Source organism: Halomonas sp. AOP5-B2-8 (assembly GCF_052376475.1).
Taxonomy (GTDB): Bacteria; Pseudomonadota; Gammaproteobacteria; order Pseudomonadales; family Halomonadaceae; genus Vreelandella; species Vreelandella casei.
The window spans coordinates 224,945-251,423 of the sequence record NZ_JBQSVS010000003.1; the positions used below are offsets into that span (position 1 = coordinate 224,945).

General features: G+C 54.4%; 23 protein-coding genes. 15 read left to right on the forward strand and 8 right to left on the reverse strand.

Features of this window, described 5'->3' with window-relative positions; translation table 11 throughout:
• Nucleotides 1–3: 3 nt before the first annotated feature.
• The 4 genes from pheA to ACT3RP_RS08655 all read right to left on the reverse strand — a co-directional run bounded on the left by pheA (nt 4) and on the right by ACT3RP_RS08655 (nt 5,524).
• The gene (pheA, locus tag ACT3RP_RS08640; RefSeq protein WP_096280211.1) at nt 4–1,095 is read right to left on the reverse strand and encodes a prephenate dehydratase; all 1,092 of its coding nucleotides are present in this window, start codon (nt 1,093–1,095) and stop codon (nt 4–6) included.
• Nucleotides 1,096–1,101: 6 nt separating this feature from the next.
• A complete protein-coding gene (gene serC / locus ACT3RP_RS08645) occupies nt 1,102–2,205 on the reverse strand; it encodes a 3-phosphoserine/phosphohydroxythreonine transaminase (RefSeq protein WP_483393640.1) in 1,104 nt (367 codons plus the stop codon).
• Nucleotides 2,189–4,948, reverse strand: coding sequence for a DNA gyrase subunit A (gene gyrA / locus ACT3RP_RS08650; RefSeq protein WP_483393641.1), 2,760 nt, complete (start codon nt 4,946–4,948; stop codon nt 2,189–2,191). The genes serC and gyrA overlap by 17 nt, the downstream gene beginning before the upstream one ends.
• A gap of 141 nt (nt 4,949–5,089) precedes the next feature.
• A complete protein-coding gene (locus ACT3RP_RS08655; RefSeq protein ID WP_096282364.1) occupies nt 5,090–5,524 on the reverse strand; it encodes an acyl-CoA thioesterase in 435 nt (144 codons plus the stop codon).
• Nucleotides 5,525–5,699: 175 nt separating this feature from the next.
• On the opposite strand from ACT3RP_RS08655, the gene ACT3RP_RS08660 reads away from it, so the two are divergent.
• From ACT3RP_RS08660 to nth, 11 genes are all read left to right on the forward strand, one after another.
• Nucleotides 5,700–6,629: a recombination-associated protein RdgC gene (locus tag ACT3RP_RS08660; protein ID WP_096280217.1), complete on the forward strand. Its 930-nt coding sequence runs from the start codon at nt 5,700–5,702 to the stop codon at nt 6,627–6,629.
• 105 nt (nt 6,630–6,734) lie between these two features.
• Complete coding sequence (locus ACT3RP_RS08665) at nt 6,735–7,916, forward strand: 1-acyl-sn-glycerol-3-phosphate acyltransferase (RefSeq protein WP_441684415.1); 1,182 nt, start codon at nt 6,735–6,737, stop codon at nt 7,914–7,916.
• A 115-nt stretch (nt 7,917–8,031) separates the two neighbouring features.
• Nucleotides 8,032–8,313 carry a hypothetical protein gene (locus ACT3RP_RS08670; RefSeq protein ID WP_096280222.1) on the forward strand — a complete coding sequence of 94 codons (282 nt, stop codon included), beginning with the start codon at nt 8,032–8,034 and terminating at the stop codon, nt 8,311–8,313.
• Between the two features lie 103 nt (nt 8,314–8,416).
• Nucleotides 8,417–10,453 (forward strand): methionine--tRNA ligase, encoded by a 2,037-nt coding sequence (metG, locus tag ACT3RP_RS08675; protein ID WP_096280224.1) that lies wholly within the window; start codon nt 8,417–8,419, stop codon nt 10,451–10,453.
• A gap of 180 nt (nt 10,454–10,633) precedes the next feature.
• Nucleotides 10,634–11,215, forward strand: a complete 582-nt coding sequence (rsxA, locus tag ACT3RP_RS08680; RefSeq protein WP_096280226.1) for an electron transport complex subunit RsxA — start codon at nt 10,634–10,636, stop codon at nt 11,213–11,215.
• Nucleotides 11,216–11,227: 12 nt separating this feature from the next.
• Nucleotides 11,228–11,839, forward strand: coding sequence for an electron transport complex subunit RsxB (gene rsxB / locus ACT3RP_RS08685; RefSeq protein ID WP_096280228.1), 612 nt, complete (start codon nt 11,228–11,230; stop codon nt 11,837–11,839).
• Nucleotides 11,823–13,505 carry an electron transport complex subunit RsxC gene (rsxC, locus tag ACT3RP_RS08690; protein ID WP_441684417.1) on the forward strand — a complete coding sequence of 561 codons (1,683 nt, stop codon included), beginning with the start codon at nt 11,823–11,825 and terminating at the stop codon, nt 13,503–13,505. Before rsxB ends, rsxC begins: the two co-directional genes overlap by 17 nt.
• Complete coding sequence (locus ACT3RP_RS08695) at nt 13,502–14,536, forward strand: RnfABCDGE type electron transport complex subunit D (RefSeq protein ID WP_441684418.1); 1,035 nt, start codon at nt 13,502–13,504, stop codon at nt 14,534–14,536. The genes rsxC and ACT3RP_RS08695 overlap by 4 nt, the downstream gene beginning before the upstream one ends.
• Nucleotides 14,533–15,168: an electron transport complex subunit RsxG gene (rsxG, locus tag ACT3RP_RS08700; protein WP_441684419.1), complete on the forward strand. Its 636-nt coding sequence runs from the start codon at nt 14,533–14,535 to the stop codon at nt 15,166–15,168. Before ACT3RP_RS08695 ends, rsxG begins: the two co-directional genes overlap by 4 nt.
• Nucleotides 15,169–15,179: 11 nt before the next feature.
• Nucleotides 15,180–15,878 (forward strand): electron transport complex subunit E, encoded by a 699-nt coding sequence (locus ACT3RP_RS08705; protein WP_441684445.1) that lies wholly within the window; start codon nt 15,180–15,182, stop codon nt 15,876–15,878.
• Between the two features lie 66 nt (nt 15,879–15,944).
• A complete protein-coding gene (gene nth, locus ACT3RP_RS08710; RefSeq protein ID WP_096280236.1) occupies nt 15,945–16,583 on the forward strand; it encodes an endonuclease III in 639 nt (212 codons plus the stop codon).
• A gap of 28 nt (nt 16,584–16,611) precedes the next feature.
• Here the strand turns inward: nth and ACT3RP_RS08715 are convergent, their stop codons facing one another.
• The 4 genes from ACT3RP_RS08715 to ACT3RP_RS08730 are packed head-to-tail and all read right to left on the reverse strand — an operon-like array spanning nt 16,612 to nt 20,744.
• Nucleotides 16,612–17,676, reverse strand: coding sequence for a tRNA-queuosine alpha-mannosyltransferase domain-containing protein (locus ACT3RP_RS08715; RefSeq protein ID WP_096280238.1), 1,065 nt, complete (start codon nt 17,674–17,676; stop codon nt 16,612–16,614).
• On the reverse strand, nt 17,676–18,683 hold the full coding sequence (locus tag ACT3RP_RS08720) for an ArsA family ATPase (protein ID WP_096280240.1): 1,008 nt from the start codon (nt 18,681–18,683) through the stop codon (nt 17,676–17,678). Before ACT3RP_RS08720 ends, ACT3RP_RS08715 begins: the two co-directional genes overlap by 1 nt.
• 51 nt (nt 18,684–18,734) lie before the next feature.
• The gene (locus tag ACT3RP_RS08725; protein WP_176483397.1) at nt 18,735–19,037 is read right to left on the reverse strand and encodes a cory-CC-star protein; all 303 of its coding nucleotides are present in this window, start codon (nt 19,035–19,037) and stop codon (nt 18,735–18,737) included.
• Nucleotides 19,038–19,067: 30 nt separating this feature from the next.
• The gene (locus tag ACT3RP_RS08730) at nt 19,068–20,744 is read right to left on the reverse strand and encodes a carbon starvation CstA family protein (protein WP_441684421.1); all 1,677 of its coding nucleotides are present in this window, start codon (nt 20,742–20,744) and stop codon (nt 19,068–19,070) included.
• 350 nt (nt 20,745–21,094) lie between these two features.
• Here ACT3RP_RS08730 and ACT3RP_RS08735 point away from each other — a divergent pair, with 350 nt between their 5' ends.
• The 4 genes from ACT3RP_RS08735 to ACT3RP_RS08750 are packed head-to-tail and all read left to right on the forward strand — an operon-like array spanning nt 21,095 to nt 26,470.
• Nucleotides 21,095–21,469, forward strand: coding sequence for a response regulator transcription factor (locus ACT3RP_RS08735; RefSeq protein WP_096280245.1), 375 nt, complete (start codon nt 21,095–21,097; stop codon nt 21,467–21,469).
• Entirely contained in the window at nt 21,466–23,529 is a 2,064-nt protein-coding gene (locus tag ACT3RP_RS08740) for a 3'-5' exonuclease (RefSeq protein ID WP_483393642.1), read from the forward strand. Before ACT3RP_RS08735 ends, ACT3RP_RS08740 begins: the two co-directional genes overlap by 4 nt.
• On the forward strand, nt 23,526–23,735 hold the full coding sequence (locus ACT3RP_RS08745) for a hypothetical protein (protein ID WP_096280249.1): 210 nt from the start codon (nt 23,526–23,528) through the stop codon (nt 23,733–23,735). Before ACT3RP_RS08740 ends, ACT3RP_RS08745 begins: the two co-directional genes overlap by 4 nt.
• Nucleotides 23,736–23,737: 2 nt before the next feature.
• A complete protein-coding gene (locus ACT3RP_RS08750; RefSeq protein WP_483393643.1) occupies nt 23,738–26,470 on the forward strand; it encodes an ATP-binding protein in 2,733 nt (910 codons plus the stop codon).
• Nucleotides 26,471–26,479 lie beyond the last annotated feature (9 nt).

Sequence of the window (26,479 nt, forward strand, 5' to 3'; positions counted from 1 at the left end):
ATGTCACAGCACGCCTATGGGATAAGAACCTAGCACCCGCAAGTCAGCCGCACGCAGCCGTACTTCTTCAAGCACCGCGGCAACGCGTGGCTCATCACGATGGCCTTTAAAATCAATGAAAAAGACGTAATTCCAAACACCAGTACGCGAAGGACGCGTTTCAAGGCGGGTTAAGTCAATTTGATGGCGATGGAACGGCTCTAGCAGCGCGTGCAACGTACCCGGCTGGTTGCGCATAGCAACCACAATGGAGGTTTTGTCCTCGCCAGCCATCGGCACATCCTGATTACCAATAATCAAAAACCGCGTGGAGTTATCAGGGCGGTCTTCAATCTTCTCGGCGATATGCTCTAGGCCATAAAGTTTAGCCGCCATATCGCCAGCAATCGCCGCGCTGTGCCACTCAGTTTTCACCAGCTTTGCCGCTTCAGCATTAGAAGACACCGGCACACGCTCAGCATGAGGATAGTGGGCATCCAGCCATTTACGGCACTGGCCGAATGACTGGGGGTGTGAATAGATGCGCGAGACTTTGTCACGGCGGGTCGTTTCACTGACCAGCAGGTGATGATGAATACGCAGCACCACCTCACCACAAATTTTGATCGAGGAGTCCATAAAAGTATCAAGGGTGTGGTTGACCACCCCTTCAGTGGAATTCTCCACGGGCACAACGCCATAATGAACGGCGCCCGCCTCTACCTCGCGAAACACCTCATCGATAGCCGCCATTGGCAGACTAACGGCGCTTTCACCAAAGTGCTTAAGTGCCGCCTGCTGTGTAAACGTACCCTCAGGACCTAAATACGCCACTTTAACCGGCTGCTCTAATGCCAAGCAGGCCGACATAATTTCGCGAAACAGACGCGCCATTTCTTCGGAATCGAGCGGCCCTTTGTTCAAAGCCATAATGCGGCGCAGCACCTGAGCCTCTCGCTCAGGGCGATAAAACACCGCGTCCTTGTCTTCAGCCAGCTTAACGTTGGCTACCTGCTGAGCGCAGCTAGCGCGCTCGCTGATCAGCGTTAGAATCTCGCTATCAAGCTGATCGATACGCTGGCGAAACTCGTCTAAGTTGATCGACGAATTGGACATGGTGATTTAGCCCCTTGTTTGTTCGAAATCAGCCATAAATGCAATTAATGCATCTACTGCAGACTCAGGCACCGCGTTATACAGGCTGGCACGCATACCACCGACGCTACGGTGGCCTTTTAAATTCAGCAAACCTGCGGTGTCGGCTTGTTGTAAGAACGCCTTATCCAGCGCTGCATCGGCCAATACAAAAGGCACATTCATCCGCGAGCGATTGGCCTTAGCAATGGGATTGCCATAAAAATCGCTGGCGTCAATCGCAGCATATAGCTTGTCGGCTTTACGCTGGTTCATAGCATCCATAGCGGCCAAACCGCCAACATCATCTTTAAGCCACTGAAAAACTAAACCGGCCAAGTACCATGCGTAGGTCGGCGGGGTATTCACCATCGACCCTGCTTCAGCCAGCATTTTATAGTCAAACAGAGAGGGAATATTCGCCTGAGCTTGGCCTAGTAGATCGTCACGAACGACCGCGAGCGTTAATCCGGCAGGACCAATATTTTTCTGTGCCCCGGCGTAGATAACGCCAAACTCGCTAACGTCGATGGGCCCCGAGAGAATATTCGATGACATATCGCAGACCAACGGCACATGACGGCCATCAGCCCGCTGTGTGTCAGGCGTATAGTCAAACTCCAGGCCACCAATTGTTTCGTTAGAGGTGTAATGCAGATAGCCTACGTCGTCACTCAGCTTGATGCTATCGCGTGCGGGCACCGCCGTATGTCCATTGAGCTCACTGCTGGCCGACACATGGCAGTCGAAACCAAGGCGCTTAGCCTCAGAGAGTGCTTTTTTGCCCCAGATACCCGTCTGAATAAAGTTGGCGCTACCGCCCTGGCCCAACAAGTTCATCGGCAGCATGGCAAACTGCATGCTAGCGCCACCTTGCAAAAACAGTACTTTATAGTTCTCAGGCACATTCAGCAGCTGACGAAAATCGGCCTCAGCACGCTCTGCAATGGCAATAAACTCATCGCTGCGGTGGCTCATTTCCATAACAGAAAGGCCACGACCTTGGTAATCCAGCAGCTCTTCACGCGCCCGTTCAAGCACGGCTACTGGCAGGGCCGCGGGCCCTGCGCAGAAATTATAATGACGTGTCATCAGTCCCCGTTTCCTGTGCATCATCGGATGATTCGCCTGCCTCGGCACGCTCAAGGCTGTTTTGTTCAAGACCGCCCTCGACAAGAGCACCAAGCTCATCAGCTTCTTCCGACTCACCGATTTCTTCCGGCTCATCAACGCGGACTGTCTTGACCAGCTTCTCTTCTTTACCCAAGCGAATCAGCATCACGCCCTGGGTATTACGCGACGTGGTAGAAACTTCTTCTACGCGGGTACGCACTAGCGTTCCACGGTCTGTGATCAGCATCATTTCATCGCTGTCATAAACCTGCATCGCCGCCACTAGTGCTCCATTACGCTCGCTGGTTTGCATGGCGATAACACCCTGACCACCGCGGCCACGCAGCGGAAACTCTTCAAGGCGCGTACGCTTGCCGTAGCCATTTTCACTGGCGGTCATGATATAGATCTGACCGTCGGCGGTTTCGGCCGCAGCGCTCTCAACTGAAGCGTCTTGCGTTTCGCCTTCGGCATCTGCTTCAGCATCAATCTGCTGACTCTTCGGAATAATCAGGCTGATGACTTCCGCATCACCCGCCAAGCGCATGCCGCGTACACCACGTGCGGTACGACCCATAGCGCGGGCATTGCCCTCTTCAAAGCGAATAGCCTTGCCATTAGACGACAACAGCATGGCATGATCATCACCCGTGGTAATTGCCGCACCGACAAGGCGATCACCTTCTTCCAGATCAATCGCAATAAGACCGACGCTGCGCGGACGTGAGAACTGTTCAAGGCTCGTGCGCTTCACGGTGCCTTTGGCCGTCGCGAAGAAAATATAGTGCTCGGGATCGTAGTCACGCACCGGCAGAATAGCGTTTACCGCCTCGCCTTCTTCTAGCGGCAGCATGTTCACCAGCGGTTTACCGCGTGAACCACGGCTAGCATTCGGCATTTCGTACACTTTCAGCCAATACACTTTGCCGCGGTTAGAGAACAGCAGCACGGTATCGTGCGTCGATGCCACCAGCAGGTGCTCGATGACATCTTCATCTTTCATCGCCGTTGCGGACTTACCGCGACCACCACGACGCTGCGCCTGATAATCAGACAGCGGCTGCGTCTTGGCATAGCCAGAGCGCGACACGGTGACAACCATGTCCTCTTCGGCAATCAAATCTTCAATCGAAAGATCTAGATGACTGGCCTGAATTTCAGTCCGACGGTCGTCAGCAAACTGATCACGTACGGCGTGCAGCTCTTCACGAATAACTTCCATCAAGCGATCTGCCGAGGCCAAAATCTCGGTCAGCTCAGCAATTTTCGACAGAATAGACAGGTACTCATCAAGGAGTTTCTCTGTCTCAAGACCCGTCAAACGATGCAGGCGCAGCTCAAGGATGGCCTGGGCCTGGGCAGGCGACAGACGATACGACGTGGCTGCCGTGTTTAAGCCGAACCCTTCGTCTAGCTCTTCTGGCTTGCATGACGTAGCGCCCGCCCGCTCAAGCATCGCGGTTACCTGGCCAGGCGGCCAGGTTTTAGCCAGCAGCTTTTCACGCGCTTCTGCAGCGTTGGTCGAGGCCTTAATCAGCTCAATTACTTCATCAATATTAGAGATAGCGACAGCCAAACCTTCAAGCAGATGGCCACGCTCACGCGCTTTTTTCAATTCATAAAGCGTACGCCGAGTCACCACTTCGCGGCGGTGGCGAATAAAGGCTTCAAGCATCTCTTTGAGATTCAGCGTGCGCGGCTGGCCGTTTTCAAGCGCCACCATGTTAATCCCGAACACGTTTTGTAACTGCGTCTGGGCGAACAGGTTATTGACCACTACTTCGCCGGACTCGCCGCGCTTGATTTCAATCACCACGCGCAGGCCGTCTTTATCCGATTCATCGCGCAGCTCAGCGATGCCTTCAATTTTTTTCTCTTTCACCAGCTCGGCGATTTTTTCAATCAACCGCGCCTTGTTCACCTGATACGGCAACTCGGTGATGATAATGTGGTCGCGACCGGTTTTATCGTGATGCTCAATCGTATGGCAGGCGCGCACGTAAATGCGCCCGCGGCCAGTACGGTACGCAGACAAAATGCCCGCACGGCCATTGATAATCGCGCCGGTGGGGAAATCAGGACCAGGGATGTACTCCATCAGGTCATCCACCGACAGCGTGTAGTCATCAATGAGCGCCAAACAGCCGGCGATCACTTCACGCATGTTATGCGGTGGAATATTGGTCGCCATGCCTACAGCGATACCAGACGAGCCGTTGATCAGCAGATTAGGTACTTTGGTGGGCAGCACGGCGGGGATACGCTCGGTGCCATCGTAGTTATCTACCCAATCAACGGTATCTTTTTCAAGATCAGCCAGTAGTTCATGGGCAAGGCGCGACATACGCACTTCGGTATAACGCATTGCAGCCGCGTTATCCCCATCAATAGAACCGAAGTTACCCTGACCGTCGACCAGCACATGACGCATTGAAAAGTGCTGAGCCATACGAACGATGGTGTCATAAACCGCGCTATCACCGTGCGGGTGGTATTTACCGATAACATCGCCAACGACACGCGCCGACTTCTTATACGGTTTATTCCACTCATTACCTAGCTCATGCATGGCAAACAGCACACGCCGGTGAACCGGTTTCAGGCCGTCACGTACGTCGGGTAACGCGCGACCGATAATGACACTCATCGCATAGTCGAGATACGACTGTTTGAGCTCGTCTTCAATATTGACGGGCAAGATTTCTCTGGCGATGTCACCCATGAAAGTCAGATCCTTGGCACTGCGAGAGTTGAAAGCGCTTAAAAATACCGCCCATGAAGGCGCAGCATCTGGGCGCGCAAATATTCCCCATCATACCACCGCAAAAGCACCAAGGGCAGCCAGAGAGCCCAGCAAAGCCTTTTAGAGGCTAAATGCCTCTTTTGTGATCGTTAATGCGCTCAGCGTTTCACGCACATCACCCTCAATAGCGGCGGCCTTATTAGCCTTTAGCTCCAATAGCACAAACGTTAAATCTGCTTGGGCGATCAGCGTACCGTCCTTACGGATAATACGGTGGTGGCATAGCCCACTACGCTCCCCAACGTGGACAATACCGGTAAGAATTTCCAAGTCATCACCATGGCGTGCCGCGGCGAGATAATCAATATTCAAATTGACGACAACAAACGCCCTCCCTGCCTTATGAAGCGTTTGAATCATTTCGGGATATTGATCAAAAAAATCCCAGCGCCCCTCCTCCATAAACTCTAGGTAGCGGGCGTTGTTAACATGGCCATAGCCATCCAGATGATATCCCCGCACGCGCAGCTGAACTCGCGACAACGATGCTGTCATAGCCATTTCTCTCTCTTTAGCTGTTCAAAAACTAGCTGTTAAGAAAGCTAGCTATGCAAAAAGTCAATCAAACACAAGTTTGAAACAGATACAACAATGTGGATTGCCGGTAGCGTACTGGTAGGAATGCCACTCTTTCGCCATAATGTGCCACCTTTTGAACAGGATTGGCCTCATGTGGTTTAAGCACTTGCATATATACCGCCTGCACGACGCGCCTGAATTGAGCATCGATGCGCTCGCTAGCGCTTTAGATGAGCATTCCGCCAAACCACTGGGCAACGCCGATGCGCGCCGACTTGGCTGGACAGCGCCAGCAGGACGCCTGGGTAGCGGGCAGCTTGTACATGAAATCCAAGGGCATCGCCTGCTTTCAGCTCTGCGCCAAGAGCGCCTACTGCCTGCATCTGTCGTAAAAGAAGAAGTTGACGAGTTGGTAGCAGACATCGAGGCCAGTGAAGGCCGCAAAGTGACTCGCAAAGAAAAGACCGCCTTCAAAGAGCAAGTAACCGAAGACCTGCTGCCCCGCGCGTTTGTTCGTAGCCAGAAAATTGATCTCTGGTGGGATACCCGCGGCCAGCTGATTGGCATCAATGCCAGCTCGCGCACCCGCGCCGAGGATATCCTGGATTTACTGCGTGAAACGCTAGGCAGTTTGAAGGTCACGCCGCTCAGTTCGCAAACGCTCCCTATCCGTGCGATGACGACGTGGCTAGGCGACGCTGCCAGCCGCCCTGCCGACCTGCAGCTAGGCGATCAGGTAGAGCTCAAAGCAAAAGGCGATGATGGCGTGCTACGGGCCCGGCAAGTCGATCTTGATAGCGATGAAATTCAGCAACTGCTTGAAAGCGGCCGCCAAGCTAGCAAGCTCGCCATTAGCCTGGAAGGACGCTTAAGCTTTGTGCTGCATGACGATCTTGCGTTGAAATCATTGCGGTTTGGCGATGCACTCATTGAAGAAGCCGACCATGCTGACGACGGCGATGACGCCCTTGCTCGCCTGGAAACGGACTTTATTTTAATGGCGCAAGCATTGTCTGAAGACATTCCTCGCTTAATAGAATGGTTAGGCGGCGAGACGCAGCGGGAACCTGCGGCTCAGTAATGGGCTCTCAGTTCTCCATAGGGATTCAGTTCTCCGCAGGGATAGCGCATTCCTTCGCCTCGATACTATTCGTCGACACTTTTTATTTATCAGCCAACGGTTCGCATGACTCAATACAATAACGCTACCAACGTCTCTACCACGGCAGATCCATGGGCCGATATTCGGCCCTTTATGGATAATGAAGTGGCCGATGTGCTTGCCAGGCTCTCCCGCGATAACGAGCTGCTGGATGCGCTGACGCGTTTTCGGCTGCCTCGCCTAGCGCGCTGGGCCCCTTCGATTGCACGTACGCTTGCTAGCCGTGCAGTGCGCCGTGAAGTCAAAGATGTATCGAGCGTTTATGAGTTTCAAATGCGCATTGCGCATTATATGGAACGCATGATTCGCACCACGACGGATGCGTTTGAAGTCACCGGGCTTGACAAACTCGATCCTAACGGCGCTTACCTCTTTATTGGTAATCACCGCGATATCTCCCTGGACCCTGCTTTCGTTAACTACGCGCTGTACCAGGCCAATCGCGACACGGTGCGTATTGCGATTGGCGACAATTTGCTTAAAAAGCCCTATGTCACCGATCTGATGCGGCTCAACAAAAGCTTCATTGTTCCGCGCAGCGCGCGGGGCAAGCGAGCAATGCTGGCGGCCTATCAGCAGCTTTCAGCCTATATTCGTCACACCATTACCGAAGACCAGCACTCCATTTGGATGGCTCAGCGTGAAGGCCGCGCCAAGAACGGCATCGACCACACCGAGCCGGCCATAATCAAAATGCTCATCATGGCCAAGCGCCTTTCAGAACGCGATATGGTCTTTGGTGAAGCCATCGCCGAGCTAAAATTGGTACCCGTATCGATTAGCTATGAGTATGATCCTTGCGATGTGCAAAAGGCCCAAGAGCTGCATGATGTGGACACTCAGGGCAGCTACGCTAAGGGTGAATTTGAAGATATTCGCTCTATTGTGGCCGGCATCACAGGCTCTAAAGGGCGCGTAAGGCTGCATTTTGGCAGCCCGGTTGGCTCGGACATGGCAACGCCTGATGAAGTAGCCGCCGAAATTGATCGCCAAGTTATCGGCGGATATCGACTTTTTCCAAGCCATTACCTAGCCTTAGAAGCACTTGGTGAAGCGCCTGAGCTAGTGGCACGCAAGGCCATAACTCGACAAGATAGGGAACGTTTTAATGCTCGACTAGCCGAGGTTCCGGCGCCGCTGCGCCCTTACTGGCTTGCTCAGTATGCAAACCCTGTTAAGCATAAAGCGGGCCGTTTGACGCTTTAAGGTAAGGCCGCTTATAGCAGACAAGTCATGCCCGTTAGCTGAAAAAATGCTATGGTCAGAATATTGATTGGTCTCGCTTGGTGTTAATGCTGATCGCGATCTTAAGGAGACACCCATGTCCGGTTCAGAAATTCAGAAAACACGTGTCATCAACGAGCTACGTGGTTTCATTCGCAAGTTGCTGGAAGACCCAAAAATTCTCGAGCAATCATTGGCCATTGCGCGCCAGCAGCTAACCGAGGGCAACAGCCCTGCGGCGATGGTGCGTATCGCCAACGAAATCTCTGACACCACCAGCGTGCATATTCCAGAAGATCCCGCTGAGCACTCTGACGCCGACAAACTCTTTTTAGAGCTACTGCGCGAAGTGGTCCAAGAAGAGCAGGCGCTGTATTAAGCGCTACTCACGGTAGCGCCATCGGCGAAGTGTTTAGCGACTTCGCCGCCTTGTTTGTTCCCGCCTCATCCGCACTCTTATTCACTCGGAACTAATCTTCACCATGTCTAACACCGCCACGCGCAATATTTTGGTGACTAGCGCGCTCCCTTATGCCAATGGAGCCATTCACCTCGGTCACTTACTTGAGTATATCCAGACTGATATCTGGGTACGTTTCCAGAAAAGCCGTGGCCAACAGTGCTACTACGTGTGTGCAGATGATGCTCATGGCACCGCTATTATGCTACGTGCTGAGCAGGAAGGCATTTCGCCTGAAGCGCTGATCGAGCGCGTTTCACAGGATCATCAAACGGACTTCGCGCGCTTTGGGGTTGGGTTCGACAACTATCATTCCACACACTCCTCTGAAAACCGTCACTTCAGCGAAATGATTTATAAGCGCCTGCGCGATAAAGGCCATATTGCTACGCGCGATATAGAGCAGATGTTTGACCCGCAAAAAGGACTGTTTCTCGCCGACCGCTTTATCAAAGGCACCTGCCCTAAATGCGCTTCTGACGACCAGTACGGCGACAATTGTGAGAAGTGTGGCGCAACGTACACTCCCGCGGACTTGATTAACCCGGTCTCGGCTATTTCCGGCGCAACGCCCGAAGTACGCACCTCGACACACTATTTCTTTAAGCTGCCCGACTTTGCGGATTTCTTACAGCGCTGGATTGATGATGGCCACGTGCAGCCGCAAATTCGCAATAAGCTCATGGAATGGTTTGAGTCTGGCTTTAACGAGTGGGATATTTCCCGCGACGCTCCCTATTTCGGTTTTGAGATTCCCGACGCGCCGGGCAAATACTTCTATGTGTGGCTAGATGCGCCGATTGGCTACCTGGCGAGCTTTAAGAATCTGTGCGACCGAGAAGGCATTGATTTCGACAGCTACTGGAAGAAAGGCTCTGAGGCCGAGGTCTATCATTTTATCGGCAAAGATATTGTCTACTTTCACGCTCTATTCTGGCCGGCCATGCTGCATGGTGCAGACCTGCGCACGCCCACTGCCGTCAACTGCCACGGTTTCCTAACCGTTGATGGTGCCAAGATGTCAAAATCTCGCGGCACCTTTATCAAGGCAGCCACTTACGCGGATCATCTAAACCCTGAATACCTACGCTATTACTTTGCTGCCAAGCTGACGTCCAAAGTGGATGACCTAGATTTAAACTTGGATGATTTTGCCGCACGGGTAAATTCAGACCTAGTTGGCAAGGTGGTCAATATCGCCAGTCGCTGCGCCGGTTTTGTGAAAAAGCTCGGCGGCGGGCAGCTAGCGGAGCACTGCGCCGAACCTCAAATGGTCGCCCGTTTTATTGCGGCCGGTGACGAGATCGCCCAAGACTTTGAAGCGCGTGAATTTAGCCGGGCCATGCGCCACATTATGGAATTGGCGGATGAAGCGAACACTTATATCGCTGAAAAAGAGCCCTGGGCACTGGCTAAGCAAGAGGGTCGCGAAGCCGACGTGCTTGAGATTTGCTCGGTAGGCATTAACCTGTTCCGCCAGCTAATGGTTTACCTTGCCCCGGTCATCCCAGCTATGGCTGAACAAGCGCGCGCGTTCCTTAACGTTGACTCGTTAGACTGGCACAGCCGTCAACGCATACTGACCAGCCATTCGATCAATAAGTTTAAACCCCTAATGACCCGCGTTGAGCGCGACAAAATCGATGCGATGATTGAAGCGTCGAAGGAAGATCTTGTGGAAGAGCAAAAACTCAAAGAAGCGCCGAAAGGTCCGTTGGCAAAAGACCCAATCGCTGCCGAAATTGACTTTGAAACCTTTGCCAAGGTTGACCTGCGCATCGCGCGCATCGTTAAAGCTCAGTATGTCGAAGGCGCTGATAAACTGCTGCAGCTGACGCTCGACTTAGGCGGCGAAACGCGCAACGTGTTCTCCGGCATTCGCTCAGCCTATGCACCAGAAGCACTTGAAGGGCGCTTAACGGTAATGGTAGCTAACCTAGCCCCGCGCAAAATGCGCTTTGGCCTATCAGAAGGCATGGTGCTCGCCAGTGCTAATGAAGAAGGCATTTATTTACTAACGCCTGACAACGGAGCCGAACCAGGCCAGCGCGTCACGTAACGTATATAAAACACGCTATGTTAAAGGCAGAGACAGTGCGCTCTGCCCTTTTACGTTTTTAAACATTCATACTGCCACTTCGTACGACGTTAGTGCCGAGCAACCTATAGGCTAGCCCCTCATCAATCATTCAATCGCCCCCCTAGCAACTGCCGAGCTTTGTTCGCACAATACGCCATCATGAGTGAGCTATTTATTATTTTGATCAGCACTGCGCTGGTTAACAACTTTGTATTAGTCCAGTTTTTGGGGCTGTGCCCCTTCATGGGCGTCTCCAATAAGCTGGAGTCGGCCATGGGAATGTCGCTTGCCACCACGTTTGTATTGACCTTGGCATCGGCAGCAAGCTTTGTGGTTTATCACGGCCTACTAGTGCCGCTGGACGTAACGTACCTGCGCACCATCAGCTTCATTGTGGTCATTGCCGCGGTGGTTCAATTCACCGAAATTATGGTGCGCCAGCTGAGCCCGCTTTTGCATCAAGTGCTGGGTATTTTTCTGCCCCTTATCACGACTAATTGCGCGGTATTAGGCGTCGCGCTGCTATCGCTAAACCGCGACCTTAGCTTTTTTCATACCACGCTATACGGGCTAGGGGCGGCGCTAGGGTTCTCATTGATTTTGGTTTTGTTTGCCGCGATGCGCGAACGTTTAGCGGGTGCAGACATCCCGGCACCGTTTAAAGGTGCCGCCATTGCGATGATTACCGCAAGCCTTATGTCATTAGCATTTATGGGCTTTTCTGGATTAGTGCAGGGATGAAGGCCGCGCATAATGATTAACACACTGGATGTCATCAGTATTGTTAGCGCAGTGGCGGTGCTTACGGGCCTAGGCATTGGTTTTGGCGCCCTTTTAGGCCTCGCCAGTGAGCGCTTCAAACGTGAAGATAACCCGTTAGTTGAGCAAATTGATGCGCTCTTGCCCCAGACCCAGTGCGGCCAATGCGGCTATCCTGGGTGCCGCCCCTATGCCGAGGCGATAAACCAGGGCGATGCGCTCAACAAATGCCCCCCGGGTGGCGAAGCAACGATTCACGCGCTGGCTGATTTGTTAGGTCGCGAGCCAGCACCGTTGGATGGCGAAGTGCAAAGCGAAGTTAAGGTAGCGTTTATTCGCGAAGCGGAGTGCATTGGCTGCACAAAATGTATTCAAGCCTGCCCCGTCGACGCCATTATTGGTGCCGCCAAGCTCATGCATACCGTGATTGAAGATGAATGTACCGGCTGCGACCTGTGTTTGGACCCTTGCCCCGTTGACTGTATCGATATGCTAACGCGCAGCACGCCTCTCAACGATTGGCAGCCACTCAGGGCGCAGTCATCTAACGTTATTGCCAGCGACCGATCAGCGCTGTCTGAGGATGCTCATGCCGACCGCGTTTGATTTTCCAGGCGGTATTTACCCGCCCGAGCGCAAGCGTCGCTCTCAGCAATCGGCACTGCTTGAAGCACCGCTTCCTCGCCAGGTGATACTGCCCCTTCACCAGCATAGCGGCCAGCCCTCCACGCCCTGCGTTAACGAAGGTGATGCGGTGAAGGTCGGCAGCATTATCGCCCGCCAAGAAGGCATGATTTCAAGCCATCTACACGCCAGCATTAGCGGCGTCGTTGCCAAGATTAGCGCGACCCAGATAACCATCGACAGCGATGGACGTGATGACTGGCAGCGCTTGCCTGCGATGAACTGGCAGCTTAGCGAGCCACCTGCCCTTTTAGAGCGCTTAAACGACAGCGGTATTGTTGGATTAGGCGGCGCAGGCTTTCCCACCCACATTAAGGCACGGGTGATGGAACAGCATTCGATTCATACGCTGGTGATTAACGCCGCCGAATGTGAGCCTTACATCACAGCCGATGACCTCACGCTGCGCCACTATGCCGGTGATGTGCTCGAAGGCGCGCAGCTAATAGCCAAACTATGCGGTGCAAGGCATATCGTCATTGGCATTGAAGACAACAAGCCTGAGGCCATTGAAGCGCTTCGCGAGGCGCTGCCACTTAGCCAACCTCTGATCGTTCAACTCAACGTCATTCCTACCCGCTACCCCAGCGGCGGCGAGCGACAGCTGATTAGAAAGCTGCTCAACCTAAACGTGCCAAGCGGTGGCCTGCCCGCAGACGTAGGCGTGGTGTGTCATAACCCCGGCACCCTACTAGCCTGTCTTCAAGCTGTACGCGACGGGCAGCCACTAATTTCCAGAGTGGTGACGCTGACAGGCGACGCCATTACATGCCCTGGCAATCGCTGGGTGCGCCTAGGCACCTCTACTCAGGAACTGCTGGAGCAGGTAGGCCTTAACCGCGCACAGCTGAGCCATGTCATCCAAGGCGGCCCCATGATGGGCTCCCCGCTGCTAACGCTAGCGACACCGGTCACGAAGCTCACCAACTGCTTAATCGCCGCAACGTTCGATGAGTTGCCGCAGGCTCCGGCTGAATTGCCCTGCATTCGCTGCGGCGAGTGCGAAAGCGTGTGCCCGGTGGCGCTATTGCCACAGCAGTTGCACTGGTACGCACGTGCCAAAGACGATGCCAGGATGGAGCGCTATCATCTGTTTGACTGCATTGAATGCGGAGCCTGTAGCTATGTCTGCCCGAGCCACATTCCGCTGGTCGATGATTATCGCGATGCCAAAAACCGCCTACGCCATCAGCGTATAGAAACGCTGAAAGCCGAGCATGCCAAGCACCGCTTTGAGTTCCGCCAAGCGCGGATCGCTAGGGAAGAGGCGGAGAAACAGGCCCGGCGCGAGGCGCGACAGTCACAAAACCGCCGAACGCCGCCTGCGACTGCACCCGCTAACAGCGGAGAAGTTGACCTACGTGGTTTACGGATTGCTCATGCTGCAGCCAAAGCGTCGGTCAAAAAAGCCGAAAAAACCTTGGCTCGGGTGGCCCAGGAAGACCCAAAACAGTCGCTTGAAGATCTCGAAATACAGCTTGCGACCGCGCAGGAAAACTTTCGCGCTGCCGATTTACAGCTGGCCCAGGCACGCAAGCAGCAGGCCGTTGAAGCGCCCGCGCCCGCTCAGAATAAGGAATCATTATGAGCATGATGCAGGCCTCTCAGACAGGCAGTGGGAACGCCGCAGCCAAAAGACCATCAACTGCGAACATCATGCGCTGGGTGATCATTGCCACCCTACCGGGCATCGTCACGATGAGCTATTTTTTTGGCCTTGGCGTACTGAGCAACATGCTGCTAGCTGCAGCGTTCGGTATGGCGTTTGAAGCGGCCATACTGCGGCTACGTAAACGACCGATATGCGTCACCCTGAATGACTCAAGCGCCCTGCTGACAGGTATTCTTCTCGGCGTATCACTGCCGCCTGCCAGCCCCTGGTGGCTAATCGGTGTGGGCATGGTGGCAGCCATCATCGTAGCCAAACAGCTATACGGTGGATTAGGGCACAATCCTTTTAATCCCGCCATGGTCGGCTATGCGCTGCTGCTAGTATCATTTCCCACCTATATGACGCTGTGGGCACCACCGCAAGGCGCTATACCCAGCGACTTGTGGGCTCAAATTAGCGGATCGCTACCGACAGCCCAGCTTGATAGCTTGAGCGGCGCCACGCCGCTGGATGCGTTTAAACATAAAAGCGAGGCGATGCTTGCCAGCGAATTCTGGGCAGCTCAGCCACTGCCCTCAGGAACGCTAGCCGCCTGGCGTTTAATCGCTATCGCCTGGCTAGCGGGGGGCCTACTTTTATTGGTGAAGCGCATTATCAGCTGGCACATTCCGGTAGCGATGCTGAGCAGCATGATGTTGCTGGCTACGCTGTTCTACCTTAACAATCCAAGCCACGCTGGCTCTCCGCTACTGCATCTGGTGACGGGTGCAACGCTATTCGGGGCATTTTTTATCGCCACCGACCCCGTTTCTGCGGCCACCAGCCGGCGCGGAAAACTCATCTATGGCGCCGGTATTGGCGCACTGATCATGATAATCCGCAGCGTGGGTGGCTATCCCGACGCGGTTGCTTTTGCAGTGCTGTTAATGAATCTCTGCGTACCTCTGCTGGATCTGTATAGCGTGCCTCGCCCAACGGGCCACGCAGCGCGCGGAGGTCGGCGATGACGCCACGCCAAGCTATGCAGCGTGGCGCAATCGCACTGGGCACCTTTGCACTGGTAACCGCCGGTAGCGTTGCTTTCACGCGCACACTCACCGTCGACCGCATAGCAACGCATCAGTTAGCTTATCAGCACCGTCAGCTTCAACAAGTGCTGCCCAGCGCGCTGGCTAATACGCCCATGAAGCGCGTATTAGAGAGTAGCTTCACGCTCCCCAACGCCGAACGCCTTGGGCTAGCTTCTGGTGCTCAGGGCTGGCGGATTAGCGATCAAGGCCGCAGCGCGCTGGTTTTCCCGGTAGTGACACGCCAAGGTTATAATGGCGAAATTCATCTTTTAATTGGCATTGATGGACAGCAGCGAATTACTGGCGTACGCGTTACCCAGCATCAGGAAACGCCGGGTTTAGGCGATGACATTGAGCGTCGCCGCAGTGACTGGATTACAGATTTTGACGGTCTGGATTTAGACAGCCTGCGACCCGACGACTGGGCGGTTGATAAAGACGGCGGTCATTTTGATGCCTTTACGGGGGCCACCATTACGCCTCGCGCCGTGGTTAATGCCGTGCACAACGCATTGCAATACGCCGCCGACACGCCGCTAGCTATTCCAAATGAGGAGCCAGGCACATGAAATCCAGCGCCATGAGCCAATGGCATCAGCTTGCTCGCGAGGGCCTGTGGTCCAATAACCCTGCACTTGTGCAGCTGCTAGGGCTTTGCCCGCTGCTTGCCGTTAGCACTAGCGTCGTCAACGCCCTGGGGTTAGCGCTTGCCACACTAATGGTGATGGTCGCTGCCAGTACCACCATTTCGCTGATTCGCCACCAGGTACCCAGCGCGGTACGCCTGCCCGCCTTCGTGATGGTGATTGCGGCCTTTGTCACCTGCGCAGAGCTACTGATGGCCGCGTATGCCTACCCGCTTTACCAAGTGCTGGGGATATTTATTCCCTTGATTGTCACCAACTGCGCCATTCTGGGTCGCGCGGATGCGTTTGCCTCGCGCCAACCTGTGCTGCCCGCGGCCATAGATGGCTTTATGATGGGCCTAGGTTTTGGCGCCGTATTGATACTGCTGGGCGCACTGCGTGAATTGCTGGGCCAAGGAACGCTGTTTAGCGATATGGCACTGCTATTCGGCTCGGCGGCAAGCAGCTGGCAACTTACTATCGCCGATGACTATCAGTTTCTATTCTTTGTGCTGCCGCCGGGGGCTTTTTTCGTGGCTGGAATGCTAATCGCGCTAAAAAATGTTCTCGACCAGCGCCAACGCTCCCGAGCCAGCCCGGTAGTGGCTCCTCGCACAGAGCGGCGCGTACGCGTGACCGGTACGATTAAATAATCGACACGCATTATTCAACGCGTCGGTTTAATACGCAGTTTGGTTTTATCATTTAAGAGAACATCCATGAATGCCCTAAAGCGCCATGAAATTTTTTCCCGCCTGCAGGCAGAAAACCCACACCCGACCACTGAGCTTAATTGGCATACACCGTTTGAGCTGCTGGCCGCCGTACTGCTATCAGCTCAATCCACAGATGTCGGTGTCAACAAAGCCACTGCGCGACTTTACCCGGTGGCCAACACGCCCCAGGGGATCATTGATTTAGGGGTCGATGCGCTTAAAGGCCACATCAAAACGATCGGTTTATATAACACTAAAGCCGAAAATCTGATGAAAACCTGTCATATGCTCGTCAATCAGCACGCAGGCAATGTGCCTAATACTCGCGAAGCGCTAGAAGCACTGCCCGGCGTCGGCCGCAAAACGGCGAATGTGATTCTTAATACGGCGTTTGGCCAGCCCACCATGGCGGTCGATACGCATATCTTCAGAGTCTCTAATCGTACCGGCATCGCACCAGGTAAAAACGTTGTCGAGGTAGAGCAAAAGCTGCTGCGCCATGTACCCAAAGCGTTTCTGCATGATGCGCATCACTGGCTGATACTGCACGGACGCTACACCTGTATTGCGCGAAAACCCCGCTGTGGCAGCTGTATCATTGAAGATCTATGCGACTTTAAAGACAAAACTGAGCTTGCCTAATACCCAACACCTAACGCCAGCGCACGGCTTACGCGCTAACAGCTAATAGTTGGCGATACGCATCGCGCCAGGCGGGCCATTCCCATGCAGTGGTCGCCAGGGGTGCCGGGCGCGTCGTCGAGTCTGTCAACCAGTCGTAAAGCCGTTGATAAAGCCCTTCCCGCGTGCCGTCATAGCGATAGGCCGGCGGATAAAGCGCCGGGAAGCAAAGCCTGTCAGGCACCAGCGGAAGCGCCCCGCGCTGGGCCGCTTCCATAATGGCCAGCCCCTGAAACTCATGCCAGGTAGTTGAGACGACAATACCCGCGCCTTCTAGCAGCGCGCGGTATTCAGCCTCTGGCTGCGGGCCCCAGGCAACAACATGCTTAGCTAGACGCTGTTCCGCTTGCTCAAAAATGTCGGGGGATTGACGAAAACGCTGCCCCAGCACGGCAAGCTCAAACGCTACGCCTTCAGCACTTAGCCTAAACAGCACCTCAAAAAAATCATTCGGGTTCTTGTCATACTCCCAGCGGTGGTTCCATACAATAAGCTGAGGGCGTCTAGGCGTATCATGCAAAGAAGTTGACCTTATTGATAGAGGCACTGGCAGCACATGAGCGCGTTTACGCAGCGCTTCAAGCGGATTGGCGGCAGGCAAATTTTCCGGCATTTTTTTCAGAAATGCCCGTGCGCCATCAATAAAAGAATCGCGATTATAGGCGCTGTTAAATACAACGCTATCGGCTGCCAAAGCGGTGTAGAGATTGACCATTTTGGCCTCTACTTGCGGCATCTGGTCGCTGGATTCCGGATAGGCGAACTGATTCTCATGAAAGTAGACGATCTTTTGCGCTTGACCAAGGTGCGGAAACAGCCCAATTAACGTTGCGAGATCGACCATTGAAGTCGCCAGCACCACGTCAAACGACTGGCTGAGAGTGGCATGCTCTTTTAACATCCAGCTCAGCGGGTTACCGCGAATTCGCCAAGCGAAGTGACGCGGTGGAAGGCTTAATAGTGTCCATGACACATCATCCAGCTGTGCCATCAAGCTCTGCGCCCAGTATCGATGACTAACAGCTTCATAGGCTGATAACAGTAATACCCGCATTAAAATCCCTGTTGTTCAAGCTTACCCGCCAGCATTTCTAATACCTCAATACCTTGAACATCGGTAGGTAGCCACGGCAAACTTGGCCGCGGAAATCGCGCAAATAACGTATCTATGCGCGCAAGATAGCTGGCTTCCTGCTCGCGCCGCGCCTGTAAAAAAGCACCGTCCGCATCCGTTGGGATCACTCGATTAACCAGCGTCCCTGCGACGGGAATATGCGCCTCTTCGAGCGTTCGAACGGCGCGATCTGTTTCTAGGATGGGCAGCCGCTCGGGCGTCATCACAAACAGAAAGCTACAGGCTGTGGTGTCTTCAATGCGTCGTCGCGCCTGATGAAACAGCCGCCGTCGATTGATCAATGTCGTGGCCACTTCCCGGGTACGCTCGTCTAAATCATTCAAAGGGTCTTCACTAGGATCATCAAACGGTGTTGCCACATCACGGCCCCGCTTTGGAGTGAGGTGGTCCAGCACCTTGCCAAGCTCTGCAGACTTGCGATTGTGGGCCAGTAACCCGTCGGTCCAGGCGGCCATCGCTTCAGGCAATGTTAACAGCCTTAACGTATGGCCAGTCGGCGCCGTATCGAAAATAATCAGATCGTAGGGCGCGGTGTCGTCGATCATTAATCGCGCTAACCGTTCCAGTAACGCGGCCTCCTGGGTGCCGGGAGACTGGCGGGTTAGACGCATCTGACGCTCCAGCTCCTGCATCATTTCAGGAGCCGCGTAGCGACGCATCTGCTGGGTCACGCGCTGAAGGTGGGCTTCCACCTCGATATCAGGATCAATTTCCATCGCGTCCAGGTTGGGCAGCAGTCGCCGCGGAGCATCACCTAACGAGCGATCGAAGACATCACCTAAGCTGTGCGCCGGGTCGGTCGACACCACCAGCACACGCTTTCCCCGACTGGCCGCGAGCACGGCTAAAGAAGCCGCTACCGTGGTTTTCCCAACACCACCTTTGCCGCCTACCCACAGCAGGCGACGATTGAGTACTGCTTGCATGGCATTCCTCACTTGTTCGACGTAGCGCTCTCTAAGGCAAGACAATAGCCATCAGCAGCAACGGAAATGGTCCAGCGGCGAACGCTCCATGCCCATTCGCGTGTGCCAATCATGGAAACGCTCCAGTAACAGCGGCTGAAGCTCAAGGGTGTAGTACGAGGCCGGATTCTGTAAGCCCATCATTTCAGAGAACACCAACAGCATAAACAGGTCGTCTTCGTCGCGTCGCGCTCGCGCAATAGCGCCTCGATAGCGCGAGTTATATACCTCTTCAGAAAAGAAACGGGCCTGGTTCAGCCAGGCCCGTAACTTGTCACGACGCGGCGATGACCCGTGCATCGGGTCATCATGCATAGCGATTACTCCCTTTCAGTCATACTTGCGTTAATCACCTTGGGCAGCCATTTCAGCGCGCGAACGCTTGAGCGCGGAGGCACATTCCATCGCCACCATAATAGCCGCCACCAGCACCACAATATCCATCACCAGTAAGAACATGTTGCCCTGGTTCCAGAACGTGCGCAGCTGTATCAGTAGCGCCAGGATCGTCATGACCAATAAAAAGCATAGCGGCGCCAGCGTATACCACATAGGGCGCTTCAGGCGCACAAGCATGACAGTAATCACGAGTAGCGTTAGGCCTGCCAGTAGCTGGTTGGTGGTGCCGAACAGGGGCCAGATAATCAGACCACCCGAACCATCGGCACCGCCTGCGCCAAACGCTAGTAGCAAGCAAGTGCCTACCGCTAGCCCCGTGGCAATCGATGGTTTTTTCATCCACGGCTGGTCGTAAATATCGCCCCACTCTTGAAAAATGTAGCGCTGTAGGCGAAGGCCCGTGTCCATGGTAGTGCCCGCGAAAAGCGCCGCCATCACAGTGAGTAGCGTCGCCGCGGTCACCTCAGGCAACCCAAGACCGTTATGAATAATAAAGGCGCCACCTTGTACGAAGGCATTGACGCCGCCCTGCCCGAAGGAGCTATACATCGCCTGCCAATCGCCAAAGGTGGCAAAACCGGCGGTCGCTGCCAAAATAGCCGCTAGCGCCAACATGCCTTCGCCCACCGCGCCGAAATAACCCACAAACCGAGCATCGGTTTCTTTATTCAACTGCTTAGACGTAGTGCCTGATGAAACAAGCCCGTGAAAGCCCGAGATGGCCCCGCAGGCAATAGTGACAAACAGCAGCGGTATTAACGACGGCGTGCCTTCAGGAACATCGCTATTAAATGCGGGCGCTACTAGCACCGGGTTCAACAGCACCAGGGCCCCATAAAGAATGAGCAAGCCAATGAAGAGCTGCAGCCCGTTAATATAATCCCGTGGCTGCAGCAGCATCCACACCGGCAACAATGACGCAATCGCCGCGTAACCGAACAGAATAACAATCCAAATAGCATTGCCTGATATACCGGCCACTTCAGCAGGCATTTGAATAGGCACAGAAGGCCCAATACCAATCAGCGCGTAGAGCGCAATGACGCCGATAACCGATACCACCGCCAGGCTCATAATCCGGCGATAAATCATTTGCCCGATAATTAGCGCCACAATAATAGCGCCCCAAACCGGAACGACTGCGCTTGGGAAGTTCATCATTAATCCGGCAATTACCACGGCGAAGACCGCATTAACCATCAGTAGCACTAGAAAGATAACGATCATAAAGATACTACGAGCACGCTTACCAACCACGTCACCGGTTAATGCCCCGACCGATTTAGCCCGATTGCGTACGCTGGCCCAAATAGCACCGAAGTCATGAATACCGGCAAAGAAAATAGTGCCGAACACTACCCATAAAAAAGCCGGCGCCCAGCCCCATATAACGGCGATCGCAGGCCCCACAATCGGCGCAGCTCCCGCAACGGAGGTAAAGTGATGGCCCCATAAGACGAATCGATTGGTCGGCACATAGTCAATGCCGTCCTCAAACTCATGGGCAGGGGTTTTAAAATCAGGATCCAGTTGATAAATCTTCTCCGCAATAAACTTGGAGTACACGAAGTACCCCACGGCCATTGCGCCAAGACCTACCACTAGAAGGAAAATAGCACTCATGGGCGCCGCTCCTTTGGGTTTGATTGTTATTGTTTATTTAATAAACCTGTGAATTGCTGCTCTTATCACCTTACAGAGTGGTATGAGGAAACGCTTACGTCCATAACAATACGGCGCTAATCGCGGGAGTTGATTCTAAAGTTGTACTTAAAGCAGCGTAAATCTCGATATAAGCCTTATTAACCCGCCTATTTATTTAGCAATACTCATTTACCAGCATTCGGCCAAGGTCGTCTTGGCCGCACTCCTCTAGCTCACTACACTGCATAGTTAACGATTGATCACGCATGCACTCAGAGCTATGCACACGGTGCGCCCGGCACTACCACTGATAAAGACAGGAGATTTTCATGGCCAAAGTGCTTGTGGTCGATGATGAACCCAATATCGTGCTATCGCTGGAATTTTTGATGGAGCAGGCAGGTTTCGAAGTAATGACGGCTGAAGACGGCGAGCAGGCAATGGCGTGCGTTAATGATAGCCAGCCCGATTTACTATTACTCGACATAAGCCTGCCGGGTATGAGCGGTTTTGACGTGTTAGAACGCCTGCGTGGCGATGCTGCCACCGCGCATCTGGCGATTATTATGCTAACCGCGCATGGCCGCGACGTAGAGCGTGAAAAAGGCATGGCTCTGGGCGCCGATGACTACATCACTAAACCGTTTTCAACCCAATCATTGGTGGAAAAAGTTAAAGCGCTGCTGGCTGGAAAGCAGCTATGACGCGAGATGGGCTGCCCAAGCGCCAGCATCTTGTTGGTTTATGGCTTCTGCTTAGCGGTATTAGCCTGTTTGGCGGTACGGTGTTTGCCGTTTGGCTGGATACTCAGCTGGCTCCTGCCGGTTGGGCAAGAGCAGCCCTATGGGTCGGCAGCGTCTCTGGTGGCGCCACGATTTTTGTAGCGGGATTGATACTTGAACGCATGTTGTTTACCCCGCTGCGACACCTCCAAGCCCAGCTTGTACGCTTGGTCGGCAATCCCGATGCCTACGATGAACAGTTGCCTGAAGGTTGGCTAAAAGGGCTTGGTCCAGACTTACGCCGTGTCAGCGAAAACTGGCGAGCAGATCGCAGCCGTTTGTCGACCGCCCATGCGGAAGGCGCACGCAGCGCTGCACGTATTCGCCAGGAGCTTGAAACGCTGCTGCAAGTCCTCGAAACGCCTCTGTTGCTGTGCGATCACCATCGCCGCGTGATGCTATTCAATCAAGCCGCTGAAGATTTTTTTATCGACAATTCGGGGCTGGGTTTAGGCAAACGCCTGGACGCTCTACTCCCCGTTAGCAGCCTGCAGCAAGCGCTTAGCCAGCTGCCTTGCGATGGCTCCCCGCGCGAACTTTTGGTGCCCTGCGATAATCGCTGGCTAAAAGTGATACTGCGCCGCGTACCGGGCAGTGACGGCGAAACGCTGCTCACCTTTAGCGATGCAACAGCATCCTGGTCGAATGAAATGGGCGTGAGAGCAGAGCTTGCCCATATACTTACGCCACTCCGCCAGCATACCGCAAGCTTGACCAGCGCTGCCGATGCGCTGATTCAACTACGTGATCAAAATGACCCCAGCACATCGTTATTACGCCAACGTTTCGAGCGCGTTATTCAAGAGGAAGGCGCTACGCTTGGCGAGCACGTCGCAAGAATCGGCCAATTGCTCGACGATATGCAGCATCAAGGTGAGCGCTTAACGCCCATGTGGTCCAACGACTTCTGGCAAGCACTGGATGAACGTCTTGATCCTGAGCGGCGCTTAATTACTCCTGTGGGAATGCCCGCCTGGTTTAAAGGCGATGCGCCCGCGCTGATCGCCCTGTTTAACTCTTTGGTAAAGCACCTCAGCAACTACCTACCTGACAGTGGTTTTGAAGGTGAAATATGCCTGGGCAATAAACGCGTCTATTTAGATCTTATTTGGCGCGGCAAAGCGATACCGGAGCATGAGCTGGGCGGATGGCGCCAGCAGCCTTTGACCTCGCTACCGCTAAACCCGAGCGTTGCGGATGTGCTGCGTCAGCACGCTAGCGATATTTGGAGCCTTGCCGACGACAACGGCGTATATGCACGCTTGCGCCTGCCGCTGCCCGCCATGGAGCGCGTGGGCGCCCCGCGTGAAATTGCGCCTCCCCGCCCTGAGTTTCACGATTTTGGCATTGCCGACCTTCCCCCCCCCAGCGATGCGCTCGCCAGCCGCTCACTGCGCAGCCTCGAAGTGGTCGCGTTTGATACTGAAACCACTGGGCTTGAGCTGCGCCGGGGAGACACAGTCATTAGCCTGGGTGCCTGCCGCGTCGTCAATGCGCGCCTGCTGGCAAGTGAGACCTTCGATCAAAAGGTCGACCCACAGCGCCCGATACCGCCGTCGAGTACCGCCATCCATGGCCTTGTTGATGCTGATGTGGCGGGCGCGCCGCTGCTGGATGTCGTGCTCACTCGCTTTCGCGACTACGTGGGTGAAGCCGTGCTTCTGGCCCACAATGCCGCATTTGATCTGCTTGCGATTAGCCAGCAGGGCGTCGCCTTTGATATACCGGTAATCGACACACTGCTGATTTCTAGAGCGCTGGATGAAGCGCTGGTCGGCCACGACCTCGACAGCCTTGCTCAGCGCTATGGCCTGACATTCCCTCCTGACACTCGCCATACCGCCCTGGGAGATGCGCGCGTAACGGCCAAGCTGTGGCTTGCACTGCTGCCACGCCTAGAAGCGCGTAGCATTGATACGCTTGAACAACTGCTAGCGCTGCAAGCGAATGCCTTTGATCGACAGGATGCCAGCGCCTTATGAAACCCAGCGGCGAAAAATCACGTAAAGCAGAACGCTTAATGGCCTTAGTGGCCGTTGCCTTGCTGCTGTTCTGCCCACCGCTGATTATAGTCGTAGACCGCTTAACCACGCTTCACGTAGGCTGGCTGCCGCTGTATTTATTTAGCGCTTGGGCCGTCGTGATCGGCTTAACTGCGTGGCTAATGGAACATCATGCGGATCGCTGACTATGCGCACTGAGCCGATTATTCTTGGCACAGCCTTTGGCTACCTTGCGCTACTTTTTTTAGTCGCTGCCTGGGGTGACCGGCGGGCTGAGCAGGGCCGCTCGTTGATCGGATCACCCACTGTCTATGCCCTTTCTATTGCCGTTTACTGCACCGCATGGACATTTTATGGCAGCGTGGGCCGAGCCGCAGCGCATGGTCCTAGTTTTTTGCTTATCTACTTAGGCCCTACGCTGGCCATGCTGCTGGCGCCCTCCGTTATTCGCAAAATGGTGCGCATCGCTGCACGCCAGCGTATCACTTCTATTGCCGACTTTATTAGTGCCCGCTATGGCAAAAGTGCCAGCTTAGGCGCGCTGGTAGCGCTAATGGCGCTGATCAGTATCACGCCCTATATTGCGCTGCAGTTAAAAGCGATTACCGTCAGCCATGCGGTGCTGATCAACTATCCCTACACGCCCGATACCACGCTGATCGATGAACGCTTTTGGATGGACAAATCGCTTTGGGTCGCGTTGGTATTGGCCGTGTTTATAATTCTCTTTGGCACCCGCCACCTGGATGCCAGCGAACGCCACGAAGGCATGGTTGCCGCTATCGCTTTAGAATCGCTGGTCAAGCTGGTGGCCTTTATGGCGGTCGGTATCTTCGTGGTTTTTGTGATGTTTGAAGGGCCCGGCGCGCTATTTTCGCAGGTGGCGGCCACGCCCGAGCTAGTAGACAGCATGCGGCTCGATCGCGTGCCGGGTGGCGTTACCGGCTGGGTTGGCATGCTAGTGCTGGCCTTTCTGGCATTTTTAACGCTGCCTCGCCAATTCCAAGTGTTAGTGGTCGAAAACGTTGATGAGCAGCATTTAACGCGGGCGAGCTGGCTATTTCCGCTTTATATGCTGCTGATTAATCTCTTCGTCATACCGATTGCCCTGGCGGGCATGCTGCTAGGCGCTAGCGCAGGTGACCCTGACAGCTTTGTGCTGACGCTGCCGCTCTCAGCAGGCGTGGAAGGCTTACCGCTGTTAGTGTTTATCGGTGGCCTATCGGCGGCCACCGGCATGGTGATTGTTGAAACCATTGCCCTTTCGACCATGGTCAGCAATCAACTGGTGATGCCGCTACTGCTTCGCTCACGACGGTTACACCTGAGCACTAAAGGGGAGCTGGCCGGCTGGCTGCTGGGTATTCGCCGCGTAGCCATTGTGCTTATTCTATTGCTCGGTTATCTCTACCACGCCCTGATTGGTGATTCCTACAGCCTCGTCACCATCGGGCTTGTGTCCTTCGCGGGGGCCGCCCAGTTTGCCCCAGCGCTGTTGATTGGCCTTTATTGGCGCGGCGCCACTCGCCAAGGGGCCACGTGTGGATTGATCGCCGGCTTTTTAGTGTGGTGCTATACACTGCTTCTTCCGGGCTTTGCTCAGTCAGGCTGGTTGAACGCTGCGCTGCTTACCGAAGGGCCTTGGGGGATCACTTGGCTCACTCCCTACGCCCTGTTTGGGCTCGAAAACTGGGACATTTATAGTCACTCACTGCTGTGGAGTATGCTGGTAAACGTCGGGCTTTTAGTGGGCGTGTCGCTGTTTACTCGCCCTACGCCCCTTGAGCAAACCCAAGCCGCGCTCTTCACTGAGGCCATGCACCCTAACCTGACCACTGCCCCGCTATGGCGTGGGCAAACCACTCAAGGCGCACTAAATGAATTGCTTGCTCGCTACCTAGGCCTTCAAACCACTCGCCGCATCTTCAGCTATAGCAATAACAAAAACGCGTTTGAGGCGGATCAACCGGCCACCACTGAGCTCATCACCCGCGCAGAGCAGGCCCTTGCTGGGTCATTGGGCAGCGCCTCTGCACGGGTGCTGATCAACTCAGTGGTGCGCGGTGAAGCGCTGGATATTGAGTCGATTCTTAGCATTCTTGACACCACCTCACAAACGCTAGAGTACAACCGCCGGTTAGAACAAAAATCTCAGGAGCTGCTGCAGATTGGCGAAGAGCTACGTAGTGCCAACGAGCGTCTGCGTGAGTTAGACCGCTTAAAAGATGAGTTTGTGGCCATGGTCAGCCACGAACTGCGCACACCGCTAACGTCCATCCGCGCCTTTGCTGAAATCTTGAGAGATAGCAAGCAACTACCCAGCGAGAAGCGCCAGCATTTTCTTGGCGTAATCGTGCATGAAAGCCAGCGGCTATCACGCCTAATTGAAGAGATACTGGATCTTGCTCGCTTAGAAAGCGGCCGTTTAACGCTAAACCCGGTGCCACTCGACCTGACAGCGCTAGCACGGCACAGCATTAACGCTATTGCGCATCTGCATGAAGAACGCGGCGTTGCTCTAGACATCAGCTTAGAGGTCGATCCTGCAATGATCGTTGGCGATCAGGATCGTCTAGAGCAAGTCATCATCAATCTACTTGATAACGCAGGTAAATTTGCTGATCGACTACAGCCAACAGTACGCCTGGCGCTGTATCGACATCGTGACCATTATCGCTTGAGCGTTGAAGATAACGGTGCGGGTATCAGCATGGATGAGCGCGAGCGGGTATTTGAAAAATTCCATCAACTACAGCAGGACGGCGATATCCCCCGCGGCAGGCCAAGAGGCAGCGGTCTAGGCCTGCCGATCAGCCGGGGCATCATCGTTCATCTGGGGGGGAGACTCTGGGTGGAGGATGCTAAACACTTAGGCGGCGCTTGCTTGACACTAGAACTACCCGCCGCGCCGAACAGCTAACGCGCGGTT